This is a genomic window from Pseudomonas sp. MC6 (assembly GCF_054790575.1).
The window spans coordinates 546516-567500 of record NZ_CP186504.1; the positions used below are offsets into that span (position 1 = coordinate 546516).

24 protein-coding genes are annotated in these 20985 nt (G+C 59.9%); 8 read left to right on the top strand and 16 right to left on the bottom strand.

Annotated elements, in window-relative coordinates:
• Positions 1-5: 5 nt before the first annotated feature.
• The 4 genes from ACOYXE_RS02575 to ACOYXE_RS02590 are packed head-to-tail and all read right to left on the bottom strand — an operon-like array spanning position 6 to position 2654.
• On the bottom strand, positions 6-581 hold the full coding sequence (locus ACOYXE_RS02575; protein ID WP_160058859.1) for a DUF6162 family protein: 576 nt from the start codon (positions 579-581) through the stop codon (positions 6-8).
• Complete coding sequence (locus ACOYXE_RS02580; protein ID WP_460927564.1) at positions 578-919, bottom strand: hypothetical protein; 342 nt, start codon at positions 917-919, stop codon at positions 578-580. The genes ACOYXE_RS02575 and ACOYXE_RS02580 overlap by 4 nt, the downstream gene beginning before the upstream one ends.
• Complete coding sequence (locus ACOYXE_RS02585; protein WP_460927566.1) at positions 916-1458, bottom strand: thiamine pyrophosphate-binding protein; 543 nt, start codon at positions 1456-1458, stop codon at positions 916-918. The genes ACOYXE_RS02580 and ACOYXE_RS02585 overlap by 4 nt, the downstream gene beginning before the upstream one ends.
• Positions 1455-2654 carry a PepSY-associated TM helix domain-containing protein gene (locus ACOYXE_RS02590; protein WP_160058856.1) on the bottom strand — a complete coding sequence of 400 codons (1200 nt, stop codon included), beginning with the start codon at positions 2652-2654 and terminating at the stop codon, positions 1455-1457. Before ACOYXE_RS02590 ends, ACOYXE_RS02585 begins: the two co-directional genes overlap by 4 nt.
• A 407-nt stretch (positions 2655-3061) precedes the next feature.
• Here ACOYXE_RS02590 and leuC point away from each other — a divergent pair, with 407 nt between their 5' ends.
• Together leuC and leuD are read left to right on the top strand one after the other, a co-directional pair.
• Positions 3062-4480, top strand: a complete 1419-nt coding sequence (gene leuC / locus ACOYXE_RS02595; RefSeq protein WP_405123158.1) for a 3-isopropylmalate dehydratase large subunit — start codon at positions 3062-3064, stop codon at positions 4478-4480.
• The gene (gene leuD / locus ACOYXE_RS02600; RefSeq protein ID WP_160058854.1) at positions 4477-5091 is read left to right on the top strand and encodes a 3-isopropylmalate dehydratase small subunit; all 615 of its coding nucleotides are present in this window, start codon (positions 4477-4479) and stop codon (positions 5089-5091) included. The genes leuC and leuD overlap by 4 nt, the downstream gene beginning before the upstream one ends.
• 125 nt (positions 5092-5216) lie before the next feature.
• Here the strand turns inward: leuD and ACOYXE_RS02605 are convergent, their stop codons facing one another.
• From ACOYXE_RS02605 to soxR, 4 genes are all read right to left on the bottom strand, one after another.
• Complete coding sequence (locus ACOYXE_RS02605; protein ID WP_202982142.1) at positions 5217-6131, bottom strand: LysR substrate-binding domain-containing protein; 915 nt, start codon at positions 6129-6131, stop codon at positions 5217-5219.
• Between the two features lie 63 nt (positions 6132-6194).
• Positions 6195-7070 (bottom strand): alpha/beta fold hydrolase, encoded by an 876-nt coding sequence (locus ACOYXE_RS02610; RefSeq protein WP_160058852.1) that lies wholly within the window; start codon positions 7068-7070, stop codon positions 6195-6197.
• Positions 7071-7310: 240 nt separating this feature from the next.
• Positions 7311-7769 (bottom strand): VOC family protein, encoded by a 459-nt coding sequence (locus tag ACOYXE_RS02615; RefSeq protein ID WP_460927570.1) that lies wholly within the window; start codon positions 7767-7769, stop codon positions 7311-7313.
• A 103-nt stretch (positions 7770-7872) separates the two neighbouring features.
• On the bottom strand, positions 7873-8325 hold the full coding sequence (soxR, locus tag ACOYXE_RS02620) for a redox-sensitive transcriptional activator SoxR (protein WP_460927572.1): 453 nt from the start codon (positions 8323-8325) through the stop codon (positions 7873-7875).
• 93 nt (positions 8326-8418) lie between these two features.
• On the opposite strand from soxR, the gene ACOYXE_RS02625 reads away from it, so the two are divergent.
• Positions 8419-8772 (top strand): antibiotic biosynthesis monooxygenase, encoded by a 354-nt coding sequence (locus tag ACOYXE_RS02625; protein ID WP_160058849.1) that lies wholly within the window; start codon positions 8419-8421, stop codon positions 8770-8772.
• Here the strand turns inward: ACOYXE_RS02625 and ACOYXE_RS02630 are convergent.
• The 4 genes from ACOYXE_RS02630 to msuE all read right to left on the bottom strand — a co-directional run bounded on the left by ACOYXE_RS02630 (position 8769) and on the right by msuE (position 12949).
• Positions 8769-9872 carry a sigma-54 interaction domain-containing protein gene (locus tag ACOYXE_RS02630; protein ID WP_034155172.1) on the bottom strand — a complete coding sequence of 368 codons (1104 nt, stop codon included), beginning with the start codon at positions 9870-9872 and terminating at the stop codon, positions 8769-8771. The two genes, ACOYXE_RS02625 and ACOYXE_RS02630, sit on opposite strands and share 4 nt — an antisense overlap.
• Before the next feature lie 36 nt (positions 9873-9908).
• Positions 9909-11096, bottom strand: coding sequence for an acyl-CoA dehydrogenase family protein (locus ACOYXE_RS02635; RefSeq protein ID WP_460927574.1), 1188 nt, complete (start codon positions 11094-11096; stop codon positions 9909-9911).
• A gap of 133 nt (positions 11097-11229) precedes the next feature.
• Positions 11230-12375 carry an FMNH2-dependent alkanesulfonate monooxygenase gene (gene ssuD, locus ACOYXE_RS02640; protein ID WP_160058847.1) on the bottom strand — a complete coding sequence of 382 codons (1146 nt, stop codon included), beginning with the start codon at positions 12373-12375 and terminating at the stop codon, positions 11230-11232.
• A gap of 10 nt (positions 12376-12385) precedes the next feature.
• Positions 12386-12949 carry an FMN reductase gene (msuE, locus tag ACOYXE_RS02645; RefSeq protein WP_460927576.1) on the bottom strand — a complete coding sequence of 188 codons (564 nt, stop codon included), beginning with the start codon at positions 12947-12949 and terminating at the stop codon, positions 12386-12388.
• Positions 12950-13338: 389 nt separating this feature from the next.
• Here msuE and ACOYXE_RS02650 point away from each other — a divergent pair, with 389 nt between their 5' ends.
• From ACOYXE_RS02650 to ACOYXE_RS02665, 4 genes are all read left to right on the top strand, one after another.
• Positions 13339-13596, top strand: a complete 258-nt coding sequence (locus ACOYXE_RS02650) for a hypothetical protein (RefSeq protein WP_016985420.1) — start codon at positions 13339-13341, stop codon at positions 13594-13596.
• 101 nt (positions 13597-13697) lie between these two features.
• On the top strand, positions 13698-14312 hold the full coding sequence (locus tag ACOYXE_RS02655; RefSeq protein ID WP_460927579.1) for a LysE family translocator: 615 nt from the start codon (positions 13698-13700) through the stop codon (positions 14310-14312).
• Positions 14313-14516: 204 nt separating this feature from the next.
• Complete coding sequence (locus ACOYXE_RS02660) at positions 14517-15683, top strand: aminotransferase class V-fold PLP-dependent enzyme (protein ID WP_460927581.1); 1167 nt, start codon at positions 14517-14519, stop codon at positions 15681-15683.
• A 56-nt stretch (positions 15684-15739) separates the two neighbouring features.
• The gene (locus tag ACOYXE_RS02665; RefSeq protein WP_460927583.1) at positions 15740-17548 is read left to right on the top strand and encodes an aminopeptidase P family protein; all 1809 of its coding nucleotides are present in this window, start codon (positions 15740-15742) and stop codon (positions 17546-17548) included.
• A 43-nt stretch (positions 17549-17591) separates the two neighbouring features.
• On the opposite strand, the gene ACOYXE_RS02670 is transcribed toward ACOYXE_RS02665, so the two are convergent.
• Positions 17592-18188 carry a 2-hydroxychromene-2-carboxylate isomerase gene (locus ACOYXE_RS02670; RefSeq protein WP_160058842.1) on the bottom strand — a complete coding sequence of 199 codons (597 nt, stop codon included), beginning with the start codon at positions 18186-18188 and terminating at the stop codon, positions 17592-17594.
• A gap of 35 nt (positions 18189-18223) precedes the next feature.
• Complete coding sequence (locus tag ACOYXE_RS02675; protein WP_160058841.1) at positions 18224-18952, bottom strand: SDR family oxidoreductase; 729 nt, start codon at positions 18950-18952, stop codon at positions 18224-18226.
• A gap of 91 nt (positions 18953-19043) precedes the next feature.
• Between ACOYXE_RS02675 and ACOYXE_RS02680 the strand changes: the two genes are divergently transcribed.
• Positions 19044-19607, top strand: a complete 564-nt coding sequence (locus tag ACOYXE_RS02680) for a TetR/AcrR family transcriptional regulator (protein WP_160058840.1) — start codon at positions 19044-19046, stop codon at positions 19605-19607.
• A gap of 1 nt (position 19608) precedes the next feature.
• Here ACOYXE_RS02680 and ACOYXE_RS02685 read toward each other — a convergent pair whose 3' ends face one another.
• Positions 19609-19890, bottom strand: a complete 282-nt coding sequence (locus ACOYXE_RS02685; RefSeq protein WP_095120409.1) for a hypothetical protein — start codon at positions 19888-19890, stop codon at positions 19609-19611.
• A 168-nt stretch (positions 19891-20058) separates the two neighbouring features.
• The gene (rhtA, locus tag ACOYXE_RS02690) at positions 20059-20946 is read right to left on the bottom strand and encodes a threonine/homoserine exporter RhtA (RefSeq protein ID WP_160058839.1); all 888 of its coding nucleotides are present in this window, start codon (positions 20944-20946) and stop codon (positions 20059-20061) included.
• Positions 20947-20985: the final 39 nt, after the last annotated feature.

Consider the following 20985-nt stretch of genomic DNA (forward strand, 5'->3'; position numbering starts at 1 on the left):
AGGAATCAATGGCGATGTTCGCGGGTAACCCCGGCATCGTATTGCGCGACAATCTGTTTCCAGCCAGCAGCGGACAGGGCGGCTTCAGTCAGTTCGGTCGGCGCTGTCAGATTGGCGTCGCGGTTGAGCCAGATATCGGGCGCAGCCTTGTCGTCGGCGCTCAGCAACATCACGAACGAACCGGCAACCGCCGTGTTCTGGCTATGACCGAAATAGGCGCTGCCCGCCAGCATCTGCCAGGCATGACCGCCACGGCTGACCGAACTCGCATCCTGGGCAAACGGCGCAAAGCCTTCGTCGGCCAGATATTGCGGTGTCGGCAGGGCTTGCTGTTCTTCGCGCAGCAAGCGGATTTCGTCGAGGGTCACCCGCAGGTCGGCGTAGATGCCTTGTTCCGAAGCGCTGAGGTCGCGGCGCGCGTCGAGTTGATTTGTCGCCACCGGCTCCGGTTCATGGGAAACCCCGCGCCACGCGACGACCGATCCGGCGAGCGCCAGAATCAGCAGGCACAACAGCAGCACATTGAGGGTTTCATGACCGGCACCGGCCGGACGCACGATTTGTGTGGTTGGCGTGCTCATGGGGCTTCGATATCCGCTTGGTCGATTTCCACCACGTGGCCTGGACCGGCGTCGAACAGCACGTAAAACTCGGCGCCAGGCTTCTTGAACGTCAGCGTGGAATCGGCGCCGAGCTTGCCCGGCACCAGAATGGTTTCGTCATAACCGATCACATCAAGGGTCACACCCGGCGCACCGCTGCCGTCAGAGAAACCACCGGTGCATTTGATCTGCTCGGCGTCGATGGCTTTGCATTCGCACATCGGGTTATGCGCCAGAGCGCTGGTACTGAGGCCGGCGCCGAGCACCAGCAATGCGGCGCTCAGCCGCAGGCGGAAAGAGCGTTGCGGGCGGATCATCGTTTGGCTCCTTGTTGGTTCAACCAGGCAATGGTGGCGGGAGAGGCCTGACTCAGAGGGATCGAAGCCTGATGCATGCTGCCGTCCCAGCCTTCCATAGTGATCCACAGTTCGGCGTCGGTTTTGGTTTTTTCCGGCACTGGCAATTGCGCGCCCATGCGGTAGGGCGTACCGAAGAAAATCACCCCGGCGGCGCGCAGGCTGCGGGGTTTGCCGATACGCAGGTAGGTGGCTTTGACCTGGTCGATGCAGGCATCGCAGAGGGCGGCGTTGAAGCCTTTCATATGGCCGGCCGGGCCTTCGAGGCGCGGCGCTTCGTTGCGCAACTCGGCCAGGCGCAGGCTCCAGGGACCGACGGTGACTTCGCCGACGTCCCGTTCCCCGAGGCCGATGTCGCCACGAAACAGTGCGGCGTCGGCGAAGTACTTGGGCATGAAGCCCAGCGGGATCAGGAGCAACAGCACGTTGATGTGAAAGCGCCATTTGTACCAGAACAGGCTCAGGCGCGACGGTTGCGGCGCAGCAGTGGACTTGCTCACAGGTTGACCTCCGACGCTTCACGGTTCATGGCCGGTTGCGCCTGAACGCGGGATTTCTTCGACTCACGCTTGAGTGCATTGGCCGTGGCCAGCGCGGTGCGTTTGGTCCAGATCAACAAGCCGCTGAGCACCATCATGCTCAGTAACAGGCCGAAGAAAAACCAGATCAGCTTGATCCACAGCCCGCCAAAATCACCGGTATGCAGGGGACGCATGGATTCGGTGACGAACTCCAGCGAAGTGCGATCGGACAACAGACGCGAAGCCGCCACGTCCCCGTTGAACGGGTTGAGCGTCGCGGTCTGGAACATCAGCGGATACCAGCCACGGCCGCCGAGGCTCATATGGCTGTAGGCGTTCCCCGGCAAGCTGACGAAGCTGACTTCCAGGCCGGGAATTTTCTGTTGGGCGACTTCGATAGCACGATCCAGACTGATGCGCGGCGGTGGTGTGCCGTCAGCCGAAATCGGCACGGCTTCACGGGCCATCGCCGGAATGATCGGCTCGCTGGAGATGGAGATGTGGTTATCGAACAGCATCGCTTCGATCAGGAACCAGGTGCCGGTGACCGAGATCACCGCAATAAACCAGATCGACCAGATACCGCTCAGGCGGTGGAAGTCGCCCCAGAAAATCCGCGCACCGTGGCGAAAGCGCAGGGTCGGGCTAAAGAAACCCTTCCAGAAGCGTTTATAGACCACCAGTCCGGTGATCAGCGAGGCCAGCAACGGCAGACCGAGGAACGACACCAGGTACCAGCCCCAGCTGTAACCATTGGTGAACGGCACCAGCCACCAGCCATGCAGCGCACGGGTGAAGGCTTTGAAGTTGAAGTCCGGTGCACCGCCCTGAATTACGCCGGTGTACGGATTGACATAAACGGTCTGCGCGCGTCCATCGGGGTAGCTGACCTCGACGTCCAGGGCGAAATGCGATTCGTCGGGGCGGCTGATGCTCTGCACGACCGTTTGCGGTTCGGCCTTCTTGATCGCGGCGAGAACCTGGTCATAGCTGAGCAGCGGCGCATCGTCGGCAGGCTGGCTGGCGCGCATCTGCGGGTTGGCCAGCCAGACGATTTCCTGGCTGACCACCGCCAGTGTGCCGGTGACACAGACGATCAGGACAAAGAACCAGATCGGTAGCGCCAGCCAGCTATGAACGAGGAACCACAGTTTGGAGCGGGATTTCTTCGACATGATTGCGCGTCTTGATAGCGGTGAAAGGGCGCGTGGCTACGGGCTTCGCAGCACGGGGACCCTGAAAGACCGGACGTGGCTTTTGCCTACGCGAACGGCCTGCATCTATATAGGACGGATGAGCGCGGAAAATCCCGAAAGATGATATGAAAGCAAATGTTTCCCAATTCGCAGGGTGTGACGAGATCCCACTGTAGGAGCTGCGGCACGCTGCGATCTTTTGATCTTGATCTTTAAAAACAAGATCAAAAGATCGCAGCCTCGTTGCACTCGACAGCTCCTACAGAATTTTGCGGTCCGGCCGATCAAACACGATTCATGATCCACGCCATCACTCTCTGCCAATTGATGGCCGACCCGCGCTGCCTATCATGGGAATCACCTGATTTCTCTGAGTGAGCGCCTTGATGACCGCCAGAACCCTCTACGACAAACACATCGATTCGCACACGGTGTGCTGCCTCGACGATCAGGGCCATGTCCTGCTGTATATCGATCGTCAGGTGATCAACGAATACACCAGCCCGCAGGCCTTCAGCGGTTTGCGCGCGGCCGGGCGCGAGGTCTGGCGGCCGGGCACGGCGCTGGCGGTGGTCGATCACGTCAACCCGACCACGCCTGTGCGCATCGCGGCAATGCCTGATGCGGGCGGCGCGCGGCAAGTGTCGTATCTGGCGGAGAACTGCCGGGACTTTGGCATCGAGTTGCTGGACATCCTCGACAAACGTCAGGGCATCGAACATGTGATCGCCCCGGAGCAAGGGTTCATTTTGCCGGGAATGGTCATCGCCGCTGGCGACAGCCACACCACTACCTATGGCGCACTCGGCGCTTTCGGTTTCGGCATCGGCACGTCCGAGATCGAGCATCTGCTGGCCTCGCAGACCTTGGTCTACAAACGTCTGAAAAGCATGCGCGTGACCGTGGAGGGCGATCTGGCGCCGGGCCTGACCTCCAAAGACGTGATCATGGCCCTGATCGGCCGCATCGGCGCTTCCGGGGCCAGCGGGTACGCCATTGAATTCTGCGGCTCGACCATCGATGCCTTGAGCGTTGAAGCGCGCATGACCATCTGCAACATGGCCGTCGAGGCCGGCGCGCGCGGCGCATTCATGGCGCCGGATGAAAAGGTCTTCGCCTATCTCAAGGGCAAGCCGCGAGCGCCGCAAGGCGAGTTGTGGGAGCGGGGCGTGGAGAAGTGGCGCGAATTACGCAGTGATCCGGGCGCGGTGTTTGACCGCGAGATTCGCCTCGATGCCAGTGTGCTGGAACCGATGGTCACCTGGGGCACCAGCCCCGATCAGGCTGCCGCGATCGGTGCGCGAGTCCCGGATCCGCAAGCGATCAGCGATCCGATCCTGCGTCAGGACATGCGCCGCGCCCTCAACTATATGGGCCTGGAAGCGGGCATGGCGCTCAGCGATATCGTCATCAGCCATGCCTTTATCGGTTCGTGCACCAATGCGCGAATCGAAGACCTGCGTGATGCCGCCAGCGTCGTGCGCGGGCAGCAAGTGGCAGAGCATGTGCGGGCGATGATCGTTCCCGGCTCCAGCGAAGTTCGCGCGCAGGCCGAGGCCGAAGGGCTGGCGCAGATCTTTATCGACGCCGGGTTCGAATGGCGGCAGTCCGGCTGTTCGATGTGCCTGGCGATGAACGACGACGTCCTCGCCCCCGGCGACCGTTGCGCGTCGAGCACCAACCGCAACTTTGAAGGCCGTCAGGGCGCTGGCGCCCGCACTCACTTGATGAGCCCGGCGATGGTCGCCGCCGCTGCGATAAGCGGTCGACTCACTGATATCCGCCACTTTGGAGAACGCTCATGAGCCTGCAACCTTTCACCCAGGTCAGCGGTCAGGCCGCGCCGTTATTGGCGGCCAATGTCGACACTGACGTGATCATGCCCAAGCAGTTCCTCAAAGGCATTGATCGCCATGGACTCGATCGCGGCTTGTTTTTCGATTTGAGGTTTCTGCGCGATGGCAGCCCCAACCCCGATTTCGTTTTGAACCAACCAGCGTGGCAGGGCGCAAGTTTTCTGCTGGTCGGGCCGAATTTTGGCTGCGGTTCCAGCCGCGAACATGCGGTCTGGGGCTTGCAGCAGATGGGCATTCGCGCGTTGATCGGCAGCAGTTTTGCCGGGATCTTCTACGACAACTGCCAGCGTAACGGGGTGTTGTTGATCACCCTGGAAGAAGCGCAGGTGCAACGTATCGGACAGCTTGTCGGTCAGGCTGAAACGGCGCGGATCAGTATTGATCTGGAGGCCCAACACATTGGCCTGGCGGATGGCACGGTGATCGAATTCCAGATTGATACCCTGCGTAAAACCGCGTTGCTGCTGGGACTGGATGCCATCGGCAGCACCCTGCAACGGCGCGAGCAGATCAAAACCTTCGAACGCCAACACCTGGCCAACAACCCGTGGCTCTCCTGACCCACCGCTGATCCCCTGTAGGAGTGAGCCTGCTCGCGATAGCGGCGGATCAGTCAGAATTGTTGTGTCTGACACACCGCTATCGCGAGCAGGCTCACTCCTACAGGGTTTTGTGTTGTTTCGGGTTACAGCGACAGGCTTTTGAAATGCGCCTGCAAAAACTCCACACACGCGCGCAACTTCCCCGAATGCGCCAGCCGCGTCGGGTACACCGCCCAGACATTGGCGCTCTGGCTGTAATCGTCCAGCACCTGCACCAAGCGTCCTTGGTCCAGCAGCGGCTTCACATCCCACAACGAGCGCAACAAAAGCCCACGCCCGTCCAGCGCCCACTGCAAAACAATCTCGCCGTTGTTTGACGACAAGGGGCCGCTGACCCGCACGCCCTCTTGCCCGCCATCGCGATCCAGATTCCAGATGCCGAAGGCGTTGTCGCGCTCCTTGATCACCAGGCAATCGTGTTGCTGCAGGTCGTCCAATGTTTGCGGCGTGCCGCGACGTTGCAGATAACCGGGGGCGGCGCACAGCACGCGCCGATTGCTGACCAGACGCCGACCAATATGCTGGCCGGGAATGTCGTCGCCGACACGGATCTCCAGATCGAAGCCTTCATTGATGATGTCCACCACCCGGTCAAACAGGTCGAGGCGAATCTCCAGTTCTGGATAACGTTCGGCCAGCAACGACACCGCCGGGGCCACGTGATTGCGACCGAAACCGAAACTGCTGCAAATGTGCAAACGCCCACGCGGGCTGTCGTGGGCGTCGGACAGTTCGTCGTGCAGTTGCTGGAAATCATCGAGAATGCGCAATGCCCAGCGCTGCACGCGTTCACCATCCTCGGTGAGCGAGACGCGCCGGCTGGTGCGGTGCAGCAGGCGAGTGCCGAGGGTGGTTTCAAGAATCTGAATGCGTTTGCTGACGTAGGCCGGTGACAGGCCAAGTTCATCCGCTGCAGCCGCAAAGCCGTTCTTGCGGATTACGGTGAGCAGCACACGCAGGTCTTCGGGCAGGGGCACGGTGTCTTTCTTCTGGGACATGTCAAAACGAACACTGGCGGCGGCAGACGCCGCCAGCATAGCACTGAGATCTTGCGGCTCGGCTCAGCGCAAAAAGGCCAGTGCTTCGCCAAGCAGCAGTTCGGGGACTTCTTCGGCAATGTAATGGCCAGCGGGCACGGCCAGGCCGCTGACGTTGGTCGCCACTTGCTGCCACTCCTTGAGCGGATCGAAGCAGCGTCCGACCGTGCCTTCGGCGCCCCACAACACGCGCAGTGGCAGATTCAGATGATGCCCGGCAGCGATGTCGGCGCGGTCGTGCACAAGATCGATGCCGGCGCTGGCGCGATAGTCTTCGCAGATGCCACGGGCGCTGCCCGGTTGTTGCAGGCAGCGCAGGTATTCGCCGAAGGCTGCATCGGTAAACGGCTTGAGCCCGGCGCTGCGACTGCCCATCACGCTGCGCAGATAACTCTCGGGATCGGCTTCGAGCAAGGTTTCCGGCAGTGGCGCCGGACGGATCAGGAAGAACCAGTGCCAGTAGGCGCGGGCGAAGGCTTCGTTGGTTTGTGCGTACATCGACAGGGTCGGCGCGATGTCCAGCAGCATCATGCGCTGCACGGCGGCGGGGTGGTCGAGCGCCAGCCGATGGGCGACTCGTGCGCCACGGTCGTGAGCGAGGATAGAAAACTGCGCGAAGCCCAGCGACTGCATCAGCTCGACATTGTCGCGGGCCATTTCGCGTTTCGAATAATTTATGTGCAACTCATCGGCCACCGGGCGACTGCTGTCACCGTAACCGCGCAGGTCGGCGGCGACCACAGTGAAGTGTTCGGCCAGTTGTTCGGCAATCTTGTGCCAGATCACGTGGGTCTGCGGGTGCCCGTGCAACAGCAACAGGCCCGGGCCGCTGCCGCCGAGGCGGTAGGCAATGTCGACGCCGTTGACGTGGTGCTGGTCTTTGCGGAATCCGGCAAACATCGGGCTGATCCTTTTTCAGGGTTCTGGTTGGCTGCATCCTGAAATCGTCCGGCGTTTGCGGCAAGGGGCAAAGCGTGGTGGGCAGGTTCATGAAGTGTGATGGGTGTTGGCCGTTCCGGCCCCATCGCGGGCAAGCCCGCTCCCACAGGGATCTTTGGTGTGGTCACGATCTATGTCCAACCACAAAACCCTGTGGGAGCGGGCTTGCCCGCGATGAGGCCATTGAACACACAGAAAAAATCAGCCTTGGCTAAACATCTCCATCGCCCGCTGCTTGATCTGCTCTTCAGTCAGATCCTCCTTGCGCGAGGCGAGAAACCACAGATGCCCGTACGGATCCTTCAACGTCCCGCTGCGATCACCGTAAAACTGATCCTTGACCTCGGACAAAGTCGTCGCTCCCGCGTCCAGCGCCCGTTGAAACGACTTGTCGACATCGGTCACATACAGATGCAAACCAACCGACACGGCTTGATCCGGACTGCTCAACGGCCCCTGATCACATGGCGAACCGAGCATGATCGCGCTGTCACCAATGCGCAGTTCGGCGTGACCGATGCCGCCGTCAGGCATGGCCAGGCGCATGACTTCGGTGGCGCCGAAGGCTTTTTTATAGAAATCGATGGCCTCGGCGGCTTTGTGGATGCCGAGATACGGGGTGATGCTGTGATACCCCTCGGGAATGGGTTTGACGCTCATGACGTTCTCCCTGATTTTTGTTCTATGAGATGTGGCTCCACCGGATTTGTGGAAGATTCACTATAGAACCGTCTTCGCCGTGCAAATTTTTGCCCGACGAGCGTCAGTCTTCGGGAAAGTGCGGCCCTGGCCCCTTTTCACCCAGCACATCGCCCTGATTGCGCAGCGGGCAGGCCTCCATCGACAGACACCCGCAACCGATGCAGCCATTGAGCCGATCGCGCAGTAGGGTCAATTGCTCGATCCGCTCATCCAGTTCGCGGCGCCATTGCTGCGAGAGGATATTCCAGTCGGTCGCGCTGGGCGCCCGATCATTCGGGAGGATTTTCAGCGCCTCGCCAATTTCCGCTAGTGGAATCCCCAGCCGCTGCGCAACCTTGATCAAGGCCACCCGGCGCAGCACTTCACGTGGATAGCGTCGCTGATTGCCTGCATTGCGCTGGCTCTTGATCAGGCCTTTGGATTCATAAAAGTGCAGAGCGGTGACGGCGACGCCACTGCGCGCTGCGACTTCGCCAACCGTTAACTGTTTGTGCACATTTTCTTTGCTGATCATCTGAAGACAGCTCTTGACCTTGACTTAACTAGAGGTTTTACCCTGCAGGTCTTCGAGTCGCAAGGCTCGTCTTACGCTGAGTGGGGGCTTTCCATGAACAACTGCAGTTTTACCCAATTGATCGAATTTGAAATCGAACCACGCCAACAACCTGCGCTGGTGACCGCACTATCGAGGCAAACCGAGCGTCTGGCTCAGCGCTACGAGGGTTTTGTCAGCGCCAGTGTGCAGGCCAGCGATGACGGCCGGCGCGTGCTGAGTTTTCTCCAATGGCAGTCCCGCGAGGCGGGAGAGGCGGCATTTCGCAGCTTTGAGAGCGGCGAGCAGGATTTCTGGCAACTGATTCATACCCATCAGGCGAAAACCATCACCTTCAATTCGTTCCAGGTGCTGAGCAGCATCGCCCGCAGCCACGACGATGCGCTGCACTGCCACCTGGTGGGCTAGATCGACAGCTGGATCAAGCGTTCGCCTTGCAGGTTTTCCGTGAGTCGCCGCTTGTTTACCGCCAGTTCGCCGATTTTGATCAAACGCGTGCGGGTGACGTTGCGGCTCAGACCGAGCAGTGCTGCGGTGTGCACCTGGTTGTAATGGCAAAAGCGATACGCTGCGCGCAGCAGGGCGTCTTCGACTTTCTCGTGCAAAGCGCCGGCCTGTTGCGCGAAGAGTTTTTGAAAGGCCTGTTCCAGCAACGCTTCCGGTGAATCATCGGCGCTGTTGTGATGATCGTCCGGGCGATCGATGCGCAGGTTTGACAGGCGCAAATCATCGCGTTCGATCACGCCGTTGCGGCAGATCAGCAGGGTGTGATGGATGACGTTTTCCAGTTCGCGAATATTGCCCGGCCAACTGTAAGCGCGCAGCTTGTGCTCGGCGCCGGGGCTGATACTCACGCGTCCATAACCGAGGCGCTGACTGTAGGCTTCGATGAAATGGCGCGTGAGCGGGAGGATATCGCCGGGACGCTCGCGCAGTGGGCTCAGCTCCAGATTGACCACGTTGAGGCGGTAATACAGATCCTCGCGGAAATGGCCGGCGTTGATGGCTTTTTCCAGCTGCACGTTGGTCGCCGCCAGAACTCGTACATCAATAGGAATGCTTTTGCGCGAGCCCAGTCGCACCACTTCGCGCTCCTGCAAAACCCGCAATAACTTCACCTGAATCGCCATCGGCAGATCGCCGATCTCATCGAGAAATAACGTGCCGCCGTCCGCCTCCTCGAACCAGCCGGCCTTGGCGCTCAGTGCGCCGGTGAACGCACCTTTTTCATGACCGAACAATTCCGCCTCTACCAGCGATTCGGAAAACGCCCCGCAATTGACCGCAATAAACGGCCGATGACGGCGATTGCTGAGGTTATGAATATGCCGCGCCACCAGCTCTTTGCCAGTCCCGGTTTCGCCGATGATCAGCACACTCGCTTCACTCGGCGCGACTTGTTGCAAATGCGCGAGCAGGGCCTGGGACTTCGGGTCTTCGAATACCTGCGCGGTGGCGCGGATCGACGTGGCGAGCGCGGGAGAGGGCGGTAGGGTCAGCAGTTGCATGGGCTCGTCCTTCTTTTTAGTTCAAATGCAGGCAGGTCAGGAATAAAAGGTCGGCACCGGCAGCGACTGATTCAGCGCCCAGTCGCCCAACTCATGGAGTTTGTAATCCAGCGGGTCGTGCAGGGTTTGCGTGCGAAGATTGCGCCAGTGACGGTCGAGGCGCAGGGACGCGTGGGTTGAGCGCGCGCCGGTCACTTCGAACAGACGACTGCAAATATCGAGACCCTGGCGGCTGGCGGCGACTTTTGCCGTGGCAATCGCGGTGGCGACATGGCCGCGCTCTTCGGCACTGAGATTTGCGCCTTTGGCCCAGGCCTCATCGAGCAATGCCGCGGCGCGTTCGACCAACAGGCGAATGCCTTCCAGCGCCACCCAGAACTCGCCGTAATGCGCGAGTACGTACGGATCCTCACGCACATCGCGCGCCGAGGATTTATGCCAGAGCCGGGTTTCACTGAGGGTGTACTGCCGCGCCTCTTCGAAGGCGCCTTCGGCAATTCCGAGAAACATATGCGTGAACGTCAGTTGCGCGATCAACGGTCGCAAGCAGGCGAACGGCGTGCTCAGCGGACCGGGATCGAGGAGCAGTTCCGACTCTTCGACGCGCACCCGTTCAAACGTGGCGCTGCCGCTGTCAGTCTGACGCTGGCCGATGTTGTTCCAGTCGTTGTGCAGGGTGATGCCACTGCGGCCGCTAGGAATCGCCGCGATCAGCAACTTGCCGCCAGCACTTTCATCGACCGCCGAAGCGATCAGCATCTGTGAATCGCTGGCGCCGGAACAGAAACTTTTCTTCCCGGAAAATTCGCGCCAGCCGCCGAGATCCTTGACCACGGTGCGGGTGTCGAGCGGGTTGAGCGCATTGCCCCAGAACCAGTTCTGCCGCGCGGTCTGTTCGAACCACGGCTGCCATTGTTCCGGCCGCGAGAACAGGCGCACGGTGGCGAGCATCAAGTGATGAAAGCCGAACACGTGGGCGAGCGAACTGTCGACCTTGGCGAACTCGCGAACGACTTGCAGGGTTTCGCTCCAGCTCGCGCCGAGGCCGCCGTAGCGGGTGGGAATGCTCAGGGCCAGCAGGCCGCTGTCACGCAGGGCATCACGCTCGACTTTCGGCGTGCCACCACGTTCGTCACGTTCGACGGCGGTCAGGGCAAACTCGGCGGCCAGTTGGCGGGCGGTCTGCAGCGGGGATAACAAAGTACTTTGCGGTTTGGCGGTCACACCAACACTCCTGAATTCAAACTGCCCATGTAGGAGCTGCCGCAGGCTGCGATCTTTTGATGTTGTTTTTAAGATCAAAAGATCGTCCGATCGCGGCCCGAGCCTGCGGCAGCTCCTACACAAGAGATCCGGTTTACGCCGAGGCTTTTGTGGGCAACACATCATTGGCAATCATTTCGCCAAACGGCCCGGTCAGATTGGTCACACCACGCCCGGCCAGACTGGCGTAAGGCTCGGGCAGCAGCGGGAACACCAACTCGGCAAAGCGGTAAGCCTCTTCCAGATGCGGGTAACCGGAAAAGATGAAACTCTCGATGCCCAGATCCGCGTATTCCTTGATCCGCGCCGCCACTTGCTGCGGATCGCCGACCAGCGCCGTCCCGGCACCGCCGCGCACCAGACCGACACCGGCCCACAGGTTGGGGGCGATTTCGAGGTTGTCGCGACGGCCATCGTGCAACGCTGCCATGCGCCGCTGGCCTTCGGAGTCGAAGCGCGAGAAGGATTTCTGCGCCGCCTCAATGGTCTCGTCGCTGATGTGTTCGATCAGTTTGTCCGCGGCTTTCCAGGCTTCTTCGGCGGTCTCGCGCACGATCACATGCAAGCGAATACCGAACTTCACCTGGCGGCCATGCCGCGCCGCTCGTTCGCGCACATCGGCGAGTTTTTCCGCGACCGCGGCCGGTGGTTCGCCCCAGGTCAAATAGACATCGACTTGCTCGGCAGCCAGATCATGCGCGGCATCGGAGGAGCCGCCGAAGTACAGCGGCGGATAGGGTTTCTGCACGGGCGGATAGAGGGCTTTGGCGTTCTGCACCTTCAGGTGTTTGCCGTCGAAATCCACCGCCTCGCCCTGCAACACGCGGCGCCAGATTTTCAGGAATTCATCGGTAACTTCATAGCGCTCGGCGTGACTGAGAAAACTGCCGTCGCCACGGTTCTCGTCCGGATCGCCGCCAGTCACCACGTTGATCAGCAAACGGCCGTTGGACAGTCGATCGAGGGTTGCGGCCATGCGCGCCGACACCGTCGGCGAGATGATCCCCGGACGGATCGCCACCAGATAACGCAGACGCTCGGTCAACGGCACCAGTGCCGAGGCGATGACCCACGAGTCTTCGCAGGAACGCCCGGTGGGAATCAATACGCCGTGGTAGCCGAGGCTGTCAGCCGCTTGGGCGACTTGTTTCAAATAGTTGAGCGTGACCGGGCGAGCGCCTTGGGTGGTGCCCAGATAGTGGCCGTCGCCGTGGGTCGGCAGGAACCAGAAAACATCCATGAACGGCTCCTTAAGCGATCTTCAGCAAGGGTTTGATTTGCGTGGCGAACAGCGGCGCGGCGCGTTCGGCGGCCAGACGGATGCGCGCCTTCAACAGTTCGCTGGTGATCTGGTAATCGGCGAAGTCGGCTTCGGTGGCGTACACACCGATCGGCAACGTCATGGCCTGGAAGAAGCTGAACAGCGGGCGCAACTGGTGATCGAGGACCAGCGCATGGCGTTCGCTGCCGCCGGTGGCGGCCAGCAGCACCGGCGTGTCGATCAATGCGTTGAGGTCGATCAGATCGAACAAATGCTTGAGCAGGCCCGGGTAGGAACCGCGATAAACCGGCGCGGCAACGATCAGCAGATCGGCCTGTTCGATGGCCTGCAACTCGGCTTCAACCTCGGCACTGAGTTCCTGACGCGACAGCGCGCCGCCGAGCGGGCGGGCGATATCACCGAGTTCGATCAAATGGCTTTCGATGGTCAGGTGGCCGGCCAGGTCGGCGAGCAAGGCCTGGGTCAGCACCAAAGTACGGGACGGACGCCAGGTGCCGCCGGAGAGGGCGACGACTTTCAGGGGACGCGACATGATCAGTTCCTTTTTTCAACAGTTGCTCAGCGAGCAGTGAATGAGTCACCGGGTCTGAGCAAGCGCTGTACCAATTCCTGCAAGCCCCGGTTTACAAAGCGTTGAGCGTTAGCGTGGCGGTCGCCCCTGTGAGCAGCGAGGCGCTTTGTTGAATCGGTGTTGGTTGAGCAACAGTTGCTGGAGCAACAGTGCTCAGCGCATGGATGGAGTTATAAAGGCAGTTTGTTATTCCGTAAAAGAACGTTAATTGATATTTATAGATCGTTAGGAGATATGCGGCGGTTTGTGTCGAATTCCTGATAGCCACTATTGAGAGCGTTGATTTCTGCGCGAGCGTGCCCGGGCGTAGCCTTTGTCCATCGACTCCCATTGCTCGCCAGGACGCTCCCATGAATCGTTTACTGACTGTTTCCCTGTTGCTCGCTGTCTCCGTACTCGCCGGTTGTGCCGGACATGTTTCACCGGAACTGCGCCCTTACACCGATGAAGAATCCCGCGAATTGGCGATGGAAGCACTGAATCGCAGCGGCTTGTCTTTCGACGAATATCACGCGAAAAAAGCGCAATTGCTCGGTCAGACCCGGTTCGACAAGAAAGCTGAAATGAGTGCCGAACGTGCCGTACAGCTGCACGGTCGTCCTAGCTGAAAACAAACTGTACTGGTTGAAGTTTTACCCAACTGTCCGTGGGCTTGCCGGGCGGCGTGGGATAGGGTCAACACCTGAATGACCCTGATGGATTGCCTGCCATGACCCTCTCGCTTGACCTGCTGTTGGGCTTTGCCCTGTTTGCCCTTGTCACCTCGATTACACCTGGACCGAACAACACCATGTTGCTGGCATCGGGGGTGAATTTCGGCTTTAACCGCACCATCCCGCATATGCTCGGGATTACTTGCGGTTTCTTCGTTCTGGTCGTGGCCGTGGGCTTTGGCCTTGGCGCGGTGTTCCAGACCTATCCGATTCTTTACACGGTTCTGCGCTATGTCGGCGCGGCATATCTGCTGTATCTGGCGTGGAAAATCGCTCACTCGGGACCTGTCGGTGACAGTGCCGAAGGCGAGGCGAAGCCGATCAGCTACCTCGGCGCGGCTGCGTTTCAGTGGGTCAATCCCAAGGCGTGGATCATGGCCATCGGCGCCATTAGCACCTACACACCGATGCAGGGCTATTTCACCAATGTCGTGGTGATTGCTGCGGTGTTTGCCATCATCAACCTGCCGAGTGTCGGCGTCTGGGCGGCCTGCGGTACGTTGTTGCGCAATGTGCTGAAGGATCCGCGCTGGTTGCGCGTGTTCAACTGGGGCATGGCGGCGCTGTTGGTGATTTCGCTGTACCCGTTACTTCTCGAAAGCTTTAGCTGACGCATCGCTTCAACCGCAGGCCGGATGCCTGTTAAGCTCGGCTTCAGGAGCGTTCCTACGCACTTTGAATGAAGTTGTTCTTCTTTAACGGCATCCGATCAGGTATTGATGACGCTCTCGAACCGACGCGCAGCTCACAAGGCTGCGCCGTACCGTTTGCAGACACGAGCCTCCTGATCCCGGAACACGCTCTGCGAGTCTTTTATGAACACACGTCCGTTGTATTTCGACTACGCCGCCACCACCCCGGTCGACGAGCGGGTCATCCAGGTGATGATCGAGTGTCTGGGGTTTCACGGTAACTTTGGTAACCCGGCTTCCAGCTCCCACGCGTTCGGCCAGCAGGCCCGGCACACGGTCGAGCAGGCCCGCCGCCAGGTTGCCGATCTGGTCGGCGCCAATGCCGAACAGATTGTCTGGACCTCCGGTGCCACCGAGTCCAATAACCTCGCCCTCAAAGGCGTGGCGCATGCGCGCAGGGTGTCCGGCGGCCACATCATTACCAGTCAGATCGAACACAAAGCCATCCTCGATACCGCCCGCCAATTGCAGGACGCCGGCATCGCCGTGACTTATCTGGTGCCGGACGCCGATGGCCTGATCACGCCGCAAGCGGTCAGTGAAGCCATGCGCGACGACACCTTTCTGGTGTCACTGATGTTGGTCAACAACGAACTGGGCACCGTCAATGATGTTCAAGCGATTGGCGAAGTGGTGCGCAGTCGTGAGGCGTTGTTCCATGTTGATGCGGCACAGGGCGCCGGCAAAGTGATCATCGATCTGGCGCAGTGGCCGGTGGATTTGATGTCGTTTTCGGCGCACAAACTTTACGGCCCCAAAGGCATCGGCGCGCTGTATGTCGGCCCACGGGCGCAGCAGCGTTTGCAGGCGCAGATTCACGGCGGCGGACATGAAGGTGGCTTGCGCTCCGGAACCTTGGCGACGCACCAGATTGCCGGGATGGGCGCAGCATTTGCCTTGGCCGCCGAGGCATTCGATGCCGAGAAAAAAACCATCGTCGCACTGCGTGAACGCCTGCTCGAACAACTGCTGAGCCTGCCGGGCGTGCGCCTGAATGGTTGTGCCACTCAGCGCATTCCGCACACCTTGAGCCTGACCTTCAGCGAAGGCGAATTCAACAGCGCGGCGTTGAGTCATTTGATCGCCTTTTCCGCGACCTCGGCCTGCAACTCGGCCAGTAATACGCCATCTCACGTGCTGTTGGCGCTGGGGCATGACGCGCATCTGGCCGGTCGCACCATTCGGCTGAGCCTCGGCCGTTTCACCACCGCCGAAGATATCGACAAAGCCGTTCAACTGATCAAGACCGCCTGCGCCAGTGCTCCGGCATTCTGGGCGACAGGAATTTAAACAAGCCGACCTCACGGCTACGAACAATAACGATGAAGTGATTAGCAGGAGACATGATGAGTACCCAGACCTCGACCGAAGGATCGGTGCCCCAGCGCCTGGCGCACACCCGCGAACTGATGCGCCGCGAAGGCATTCACGCACTGCTGGTGCCATCCGCCGACCCGCATTTGTCGGAATATCTGCCGGGTTACTGGCAGGGCCGGCAGTGGTTGTCGGGTTTCCATGGTTCGGTCGGGACGTTGATCGTCACCACTGATTTCGCCGGCGTCTGGGCCGACAGCCGTTATTGGGAGCAAGCGAGCAAGGAACTCAAGGGCAGCGGCATCGAACTGGTGAAACTGCAACCGGGTCAGCCGAGCCCGCTTGACTGGCTCGCCGAGCAGACACCGGAAGGTGGTGTAGTTGCGGTCGACGGTGCGGTGATGGCCGTGGCCTCGGCGCGTACCCTGAGCAGCAAGCTTGAAGCACGCGGTGCACGTCTGCGTACCGACATCGATCTGTTGCAGGAAGTCTGGAGCGATCGCCCGAGCCTGCCGAATGCCCCGATCTATCAGCATCTGCCACCGCAAGCGACCGTCAGCCGTGGCGAGAAACTCGCCAAACTGCGCGAAACCTTGCAGAAGCGCGGGGCGGACTGGCATTTCATCGCCACCCTCGACGACATTGCCTGGCTGTTCAACCTGCGCGGCGGCGATGTGTCGTTCAACCCGGTGTTTGTATCGTTTGCCTTGATCGATCAGCAGCAGGCCACGTTGTTCGTGGCGCTGAGCAAGGTTGATGCTCAATTGCGCGCCTTGCTGGAGCAGGACGGCGTGACGCTGCGCGATTACCGCGAAGTCGCAGATGCCCTGCGTGCCGTGCCGAGTGGCGCGAGCCTGCTGGTTGACCCGGCGCGAGTGACCAGCGGTTTGCTGGATAACCTCGACAGCGGTGTGAAGCTGGTCGAAGGCTTGAACCCGACCACGTTGGCCAAGTCGCAGAAAAGTGAAGCCGATGCTCAGCACATCCGCCAAGCGATGGAGCAGGACGGTGCGGCGCTGTGCGAATTCTTCGCCTGGCTGGAATCGGCCTGGGGCCGCGAACGCATTACCGAACTGACCATCGACGAAAAGCTCACCGCTGCCCGCGAACGTCGTCCGGATTATGTCTCGCTGAGTTTCAACACCATTGCTGCGTTTAACGCCAATGGCGCGATGCCGCATTACCACGCGACTGAAGAAGAACACGCGGTCATTGAGGGTGATGGCTTGCTGCTGATCGACTCGGGCGGTCAATACCTGGGCGGGACCACGGATATCACGCGGATGGTGCCGGTCGGTACGCCGACCGAAGAGCAGAAGCGCGATTGCACGCGCGTGTTGAAAGGCGTGATTGCGCTGTCGCGTGCGCAGTTCCCGAAAGGCATTCTCTCGCCGCTGCTCGACGCCATTGCCCGCGCGCCGATCTGGGCCGACAGTGTGGATTACGGTCACGGTACGGGTCATGGCGTTGGCTATTTCCTCAACGTTCATGAAGGCCCGCAAGTGATTGCGTATCAGGCCGCGCCTGCACCGCAAACGGCCATGCAGCCGGGGATGATCACTTCGATCGAGCCGGGCACTTACCGTCCGGGTCGTTGGGGCGTGCGCATCGAGAACCTGGCGATGAACCGCGAGGCGGGCAGCAGCGAATTCGGTGAATTCCTCAAGTTTGAAACCTTGACACTGTGCCCGATCGACACGCGTTGCCTGCTGCCGGCCCTGCTGTCGGAAGAAGATAAACAGTGGTTTAACGACTACCACGCGCAAGTGCGTGAGCGCTTGAGTCCTTTGCTTGAGGGTGCTGCGCTGGAATGGCTGAACACCCGCACTGCGGCCATCTGATCCGTTGCAATTCAGGCGCTGTTATCAGCGCCTGAATGATCGCTTAGCCTTGGCGCAAGGACTCCTCAACGAAGTCGAGCCGATCCTGGCCGAAGAACAGTTGATTGCCGATGAACATACTGGGTGCCCCGAACACGCCGCGTTTAACTGCGGTTTCGGTGTTGTCCTTGAGCTTTGTTTTGACGGATTCGTCATTGGTCAGCGCTAACACTTCCTGCGGATCGAAGCCGTGTTGGCTCAGCACGGTGGCGACGGTAGCGGGTTCGTCGAGGCTGCGTCCGTCAATCCATAGCGCTGTGAACAGGCAATCGATAAACGCCTGAAAGCGTTCTGGCTGACGCAACTGGATGCCGGTAACCGCACGCATCAACATCAGGGTGTTGATCGGGAAATGCGGATTGAATTTCAGCGGCACCCCGTAGCGTTTCGCGTAGCGGTCCAGATCCTCAAACATATACCGACCCTTCGCCGGAATCATCGCCGGTGACGCGTTGCCGGTTGCCTTGAATACACCACCGAGCAACATTGGAACGTAGATCAACTCACTGTTCGTCGCGGCGCAGATCTTTGGTAATTGGGTGTAGGCCAAGTAGGTGGCAGGGCTGCCGAGGTCGAAATAGAACTCCACGGTTTTCGTCATTATCGTTTCTCTCTATTTATTGTTATGGCGTGGGCTTACCAGCGTTCGTTCCAAGGGCGCAGATCCAGCTCGAACGTCCAGGCATCCCGTGGCTGACTGTGCAGATACCAGTAGTTCTCGGCGATGTGCTCGGGATTGAGGATGCCATCCTGATCTTTGGTGGCGTACTTCTCGGGGAAACTGTTGCGAATGAAATCGGTGTCGATTGCACCGTCGACTACTACGTGGGCGACGTGGATGTTCATCGGCCCCAGTTCCCGCGCCATGCTTTGCGCCAGTGCGCGGATGCCGTGTTTGGCACCGGCGAAAGCGGCGAATCCGGATGCGCCGCGAAGTCCGGCGGTGGCACCGGTGAAGAGAATCGTGCCGCGATTGCGCGTGACCATGCGTTTAGCCACTTCTCGGGCATTGAGGAAACCGGAGAAACAGGCCATCTCCCAGATCTTGAAATATTTGCGAGCGGTTTCCTCAAGGATGCTGCACGGCACATTGGCGCCGATATTGAACACAAAGGCTTCGATCGGACCGACGCGGGTTTCAATGTCTTCAATCAGCGCGATGACATCTTCTTCCTTGCGCGCATCGCAGGCAAAGCCATGAGCTTCGCCGCCTTCAGCCTTGATCGCGTCCACCAGCGGTTGCAATTTATCGGCGCTGCGCCGGGTGACGCAGGCGATGAAACCTTCTCTGGCAAAACGCTTGGCAATCGCTCCGCCCGTGGCATCGCCAGCGCCAACTACCAACACGACCTTCTTGTTATTCATGGGTGAGTCCCTTTATTAAACGATCGTTAAGTGAACGAACGTTATGCTAGGATCCAGGCAACGTCAAGGCAGTCGATTCGAGGGCAAACACATGCGTTACTCCGCCAGTCACAAGCTGGAAACCCGGGAAAAGCTACTGCAGAGCAGCGCGCTGTCAGCAAAGCGCTCCGGGTTTTCCACGGTGGGCGTGGATGGTTTGATGAAGGCTATCGGATTGAGTGGTGCGGCGTTCTACAGCCACTTCTCGTCCAAAGATGCGTTGTTCACCGCCATTGTCGAGCGCGAGTTGGGTCAAAGCCTTGAGCGATTGGGCGGCGAGGGCACGCAGGATCGTGAGCGACTGGAGCGCTGTCTCAAACACTATCTGAGCATGGCTCACGTAGAACAACCTGAGGCCGGTTGCGCGTTGCCGGCGCTGGGGGCAGAAATTGCCCGATCGGATGTGCAGGTGCGCGAACAGGCCGAGCTGTGGATTTGTCGCCTTCAGGCGCGTTGGGCGCAGATACTGGAAAGCGAGGCCCTGGCGTGGTCGGTATTGTCACAATGCGTCGGCGCATTGGTGGTGGCGCGCATGTTGGCTACGCCGGACGTTCAGCAAGCGGTGCTGAAGTCCAGTCAGGAAGAGATCGGCCGGCAGATTGCCGGGCAGCGCTGATCTATTTACAGATGACAATCATGCTGCGGCTGGTGTAGCCCGCAGGATTGAGACCGAACGGGTAGTCGCCGGGTTCTTCCACGGCGTCACCGGATTTGGCGATGACCTTGTAGCCTTTCGGCAAGCAGGCACTGGCGGCACTGGCGTAGCACTTGTCCCAGGAGGACGATAGCCCGGAGCAGTTGATGTGCAGCCCTTTTTTTCCGCGTTTTACCTGAGTTTCCGAAGTCGCCGCACAACCCGCAACAGCCAGTATGGCGATCAGTATCAAAATTCGTTTCATTACCGTCCTTATAGCGGCCACGAGTCTGACGCTCGGGTTTGCCTGTGTTCGCTTGCGCTTTAAGCGTTTTGAAATCCCTGTCCGAAAAAATCCATGTCTGGCATTGGGTTACGGGTCTAAACATGGCCTAAATGCGCGCCAATTGCCAGACCTTCGTAAAAACCTCTTTCAATCAGCCGCGATGGCGGGTTTCGCAGCGCTACCCATGGTCATGGTGGCGCCGACGGATGCCAGAATAATGCACAGGATCGCCATCCATTGTGACAGCGTGAGGAATTCATGCAGAAACAGAAGGCCCGATAACGCTCCGAAGGCCGGTTCGATACTCATCAATGTGCCGAAAGTGCGTGCCGGGAGGCGGGTGAGGGCGACCATCTCCAGTGTGTAGGGCAGGGCGGTGGACAGGATGGCGACGCCAATGGCAATCGGGATCAGCGAAGGGGTCAAAAGGGCTGCACCTGCATGCACGATGCCGATAGGGGCGACGAACAGTGCCGCGATCATTACCCCTAGCGCCGCAGTCGTCACACCGTTATCGGCCCCGGCCTTCTGACCGAACAGAATGTATAGCGCCCAGCAGATACCTGCTCCCAGTGCATACCCGGCGCCTACCAGATCGATTCCGGCGCTGGTTGCACCTGTTGGAATCAGCAACATCAAGCCGGCGGCGGCCAGGGCTATCCAGAGAAAGTCGATGGCACGGCGGGAGGCATAGATGGCTACGGCCAGTGGCCCGGTAAATTCGAGGGCGACGGCAATTCCCAATGGCACCGTGCGCAATGACATATAGAAGAGGAAGTTCATGCCGCCCAATGCCATGCCGTAGACGAGGACTGTGCGCAGTGATTTGGCGGTCAGCCTCGCACGCCATGGACGCAGTATTAGCAGCATGATCATGCTGGCGAAGATCAGGCGCAGCGTGGTGGTTCCCTGGGCGCCAACGATGGGGAACATGCTTTTGGCCAGAGAGGCGCCGGACTGGATCGACGCCATGGCTATTAATAGCAGGCCAACCGGGAACAGCATTGAGGCAAGGGAGCGTGGCTGGTCATTCATTACGTGGCATCGTCCAAGGTGAGAGCAAGGCTTTATTGT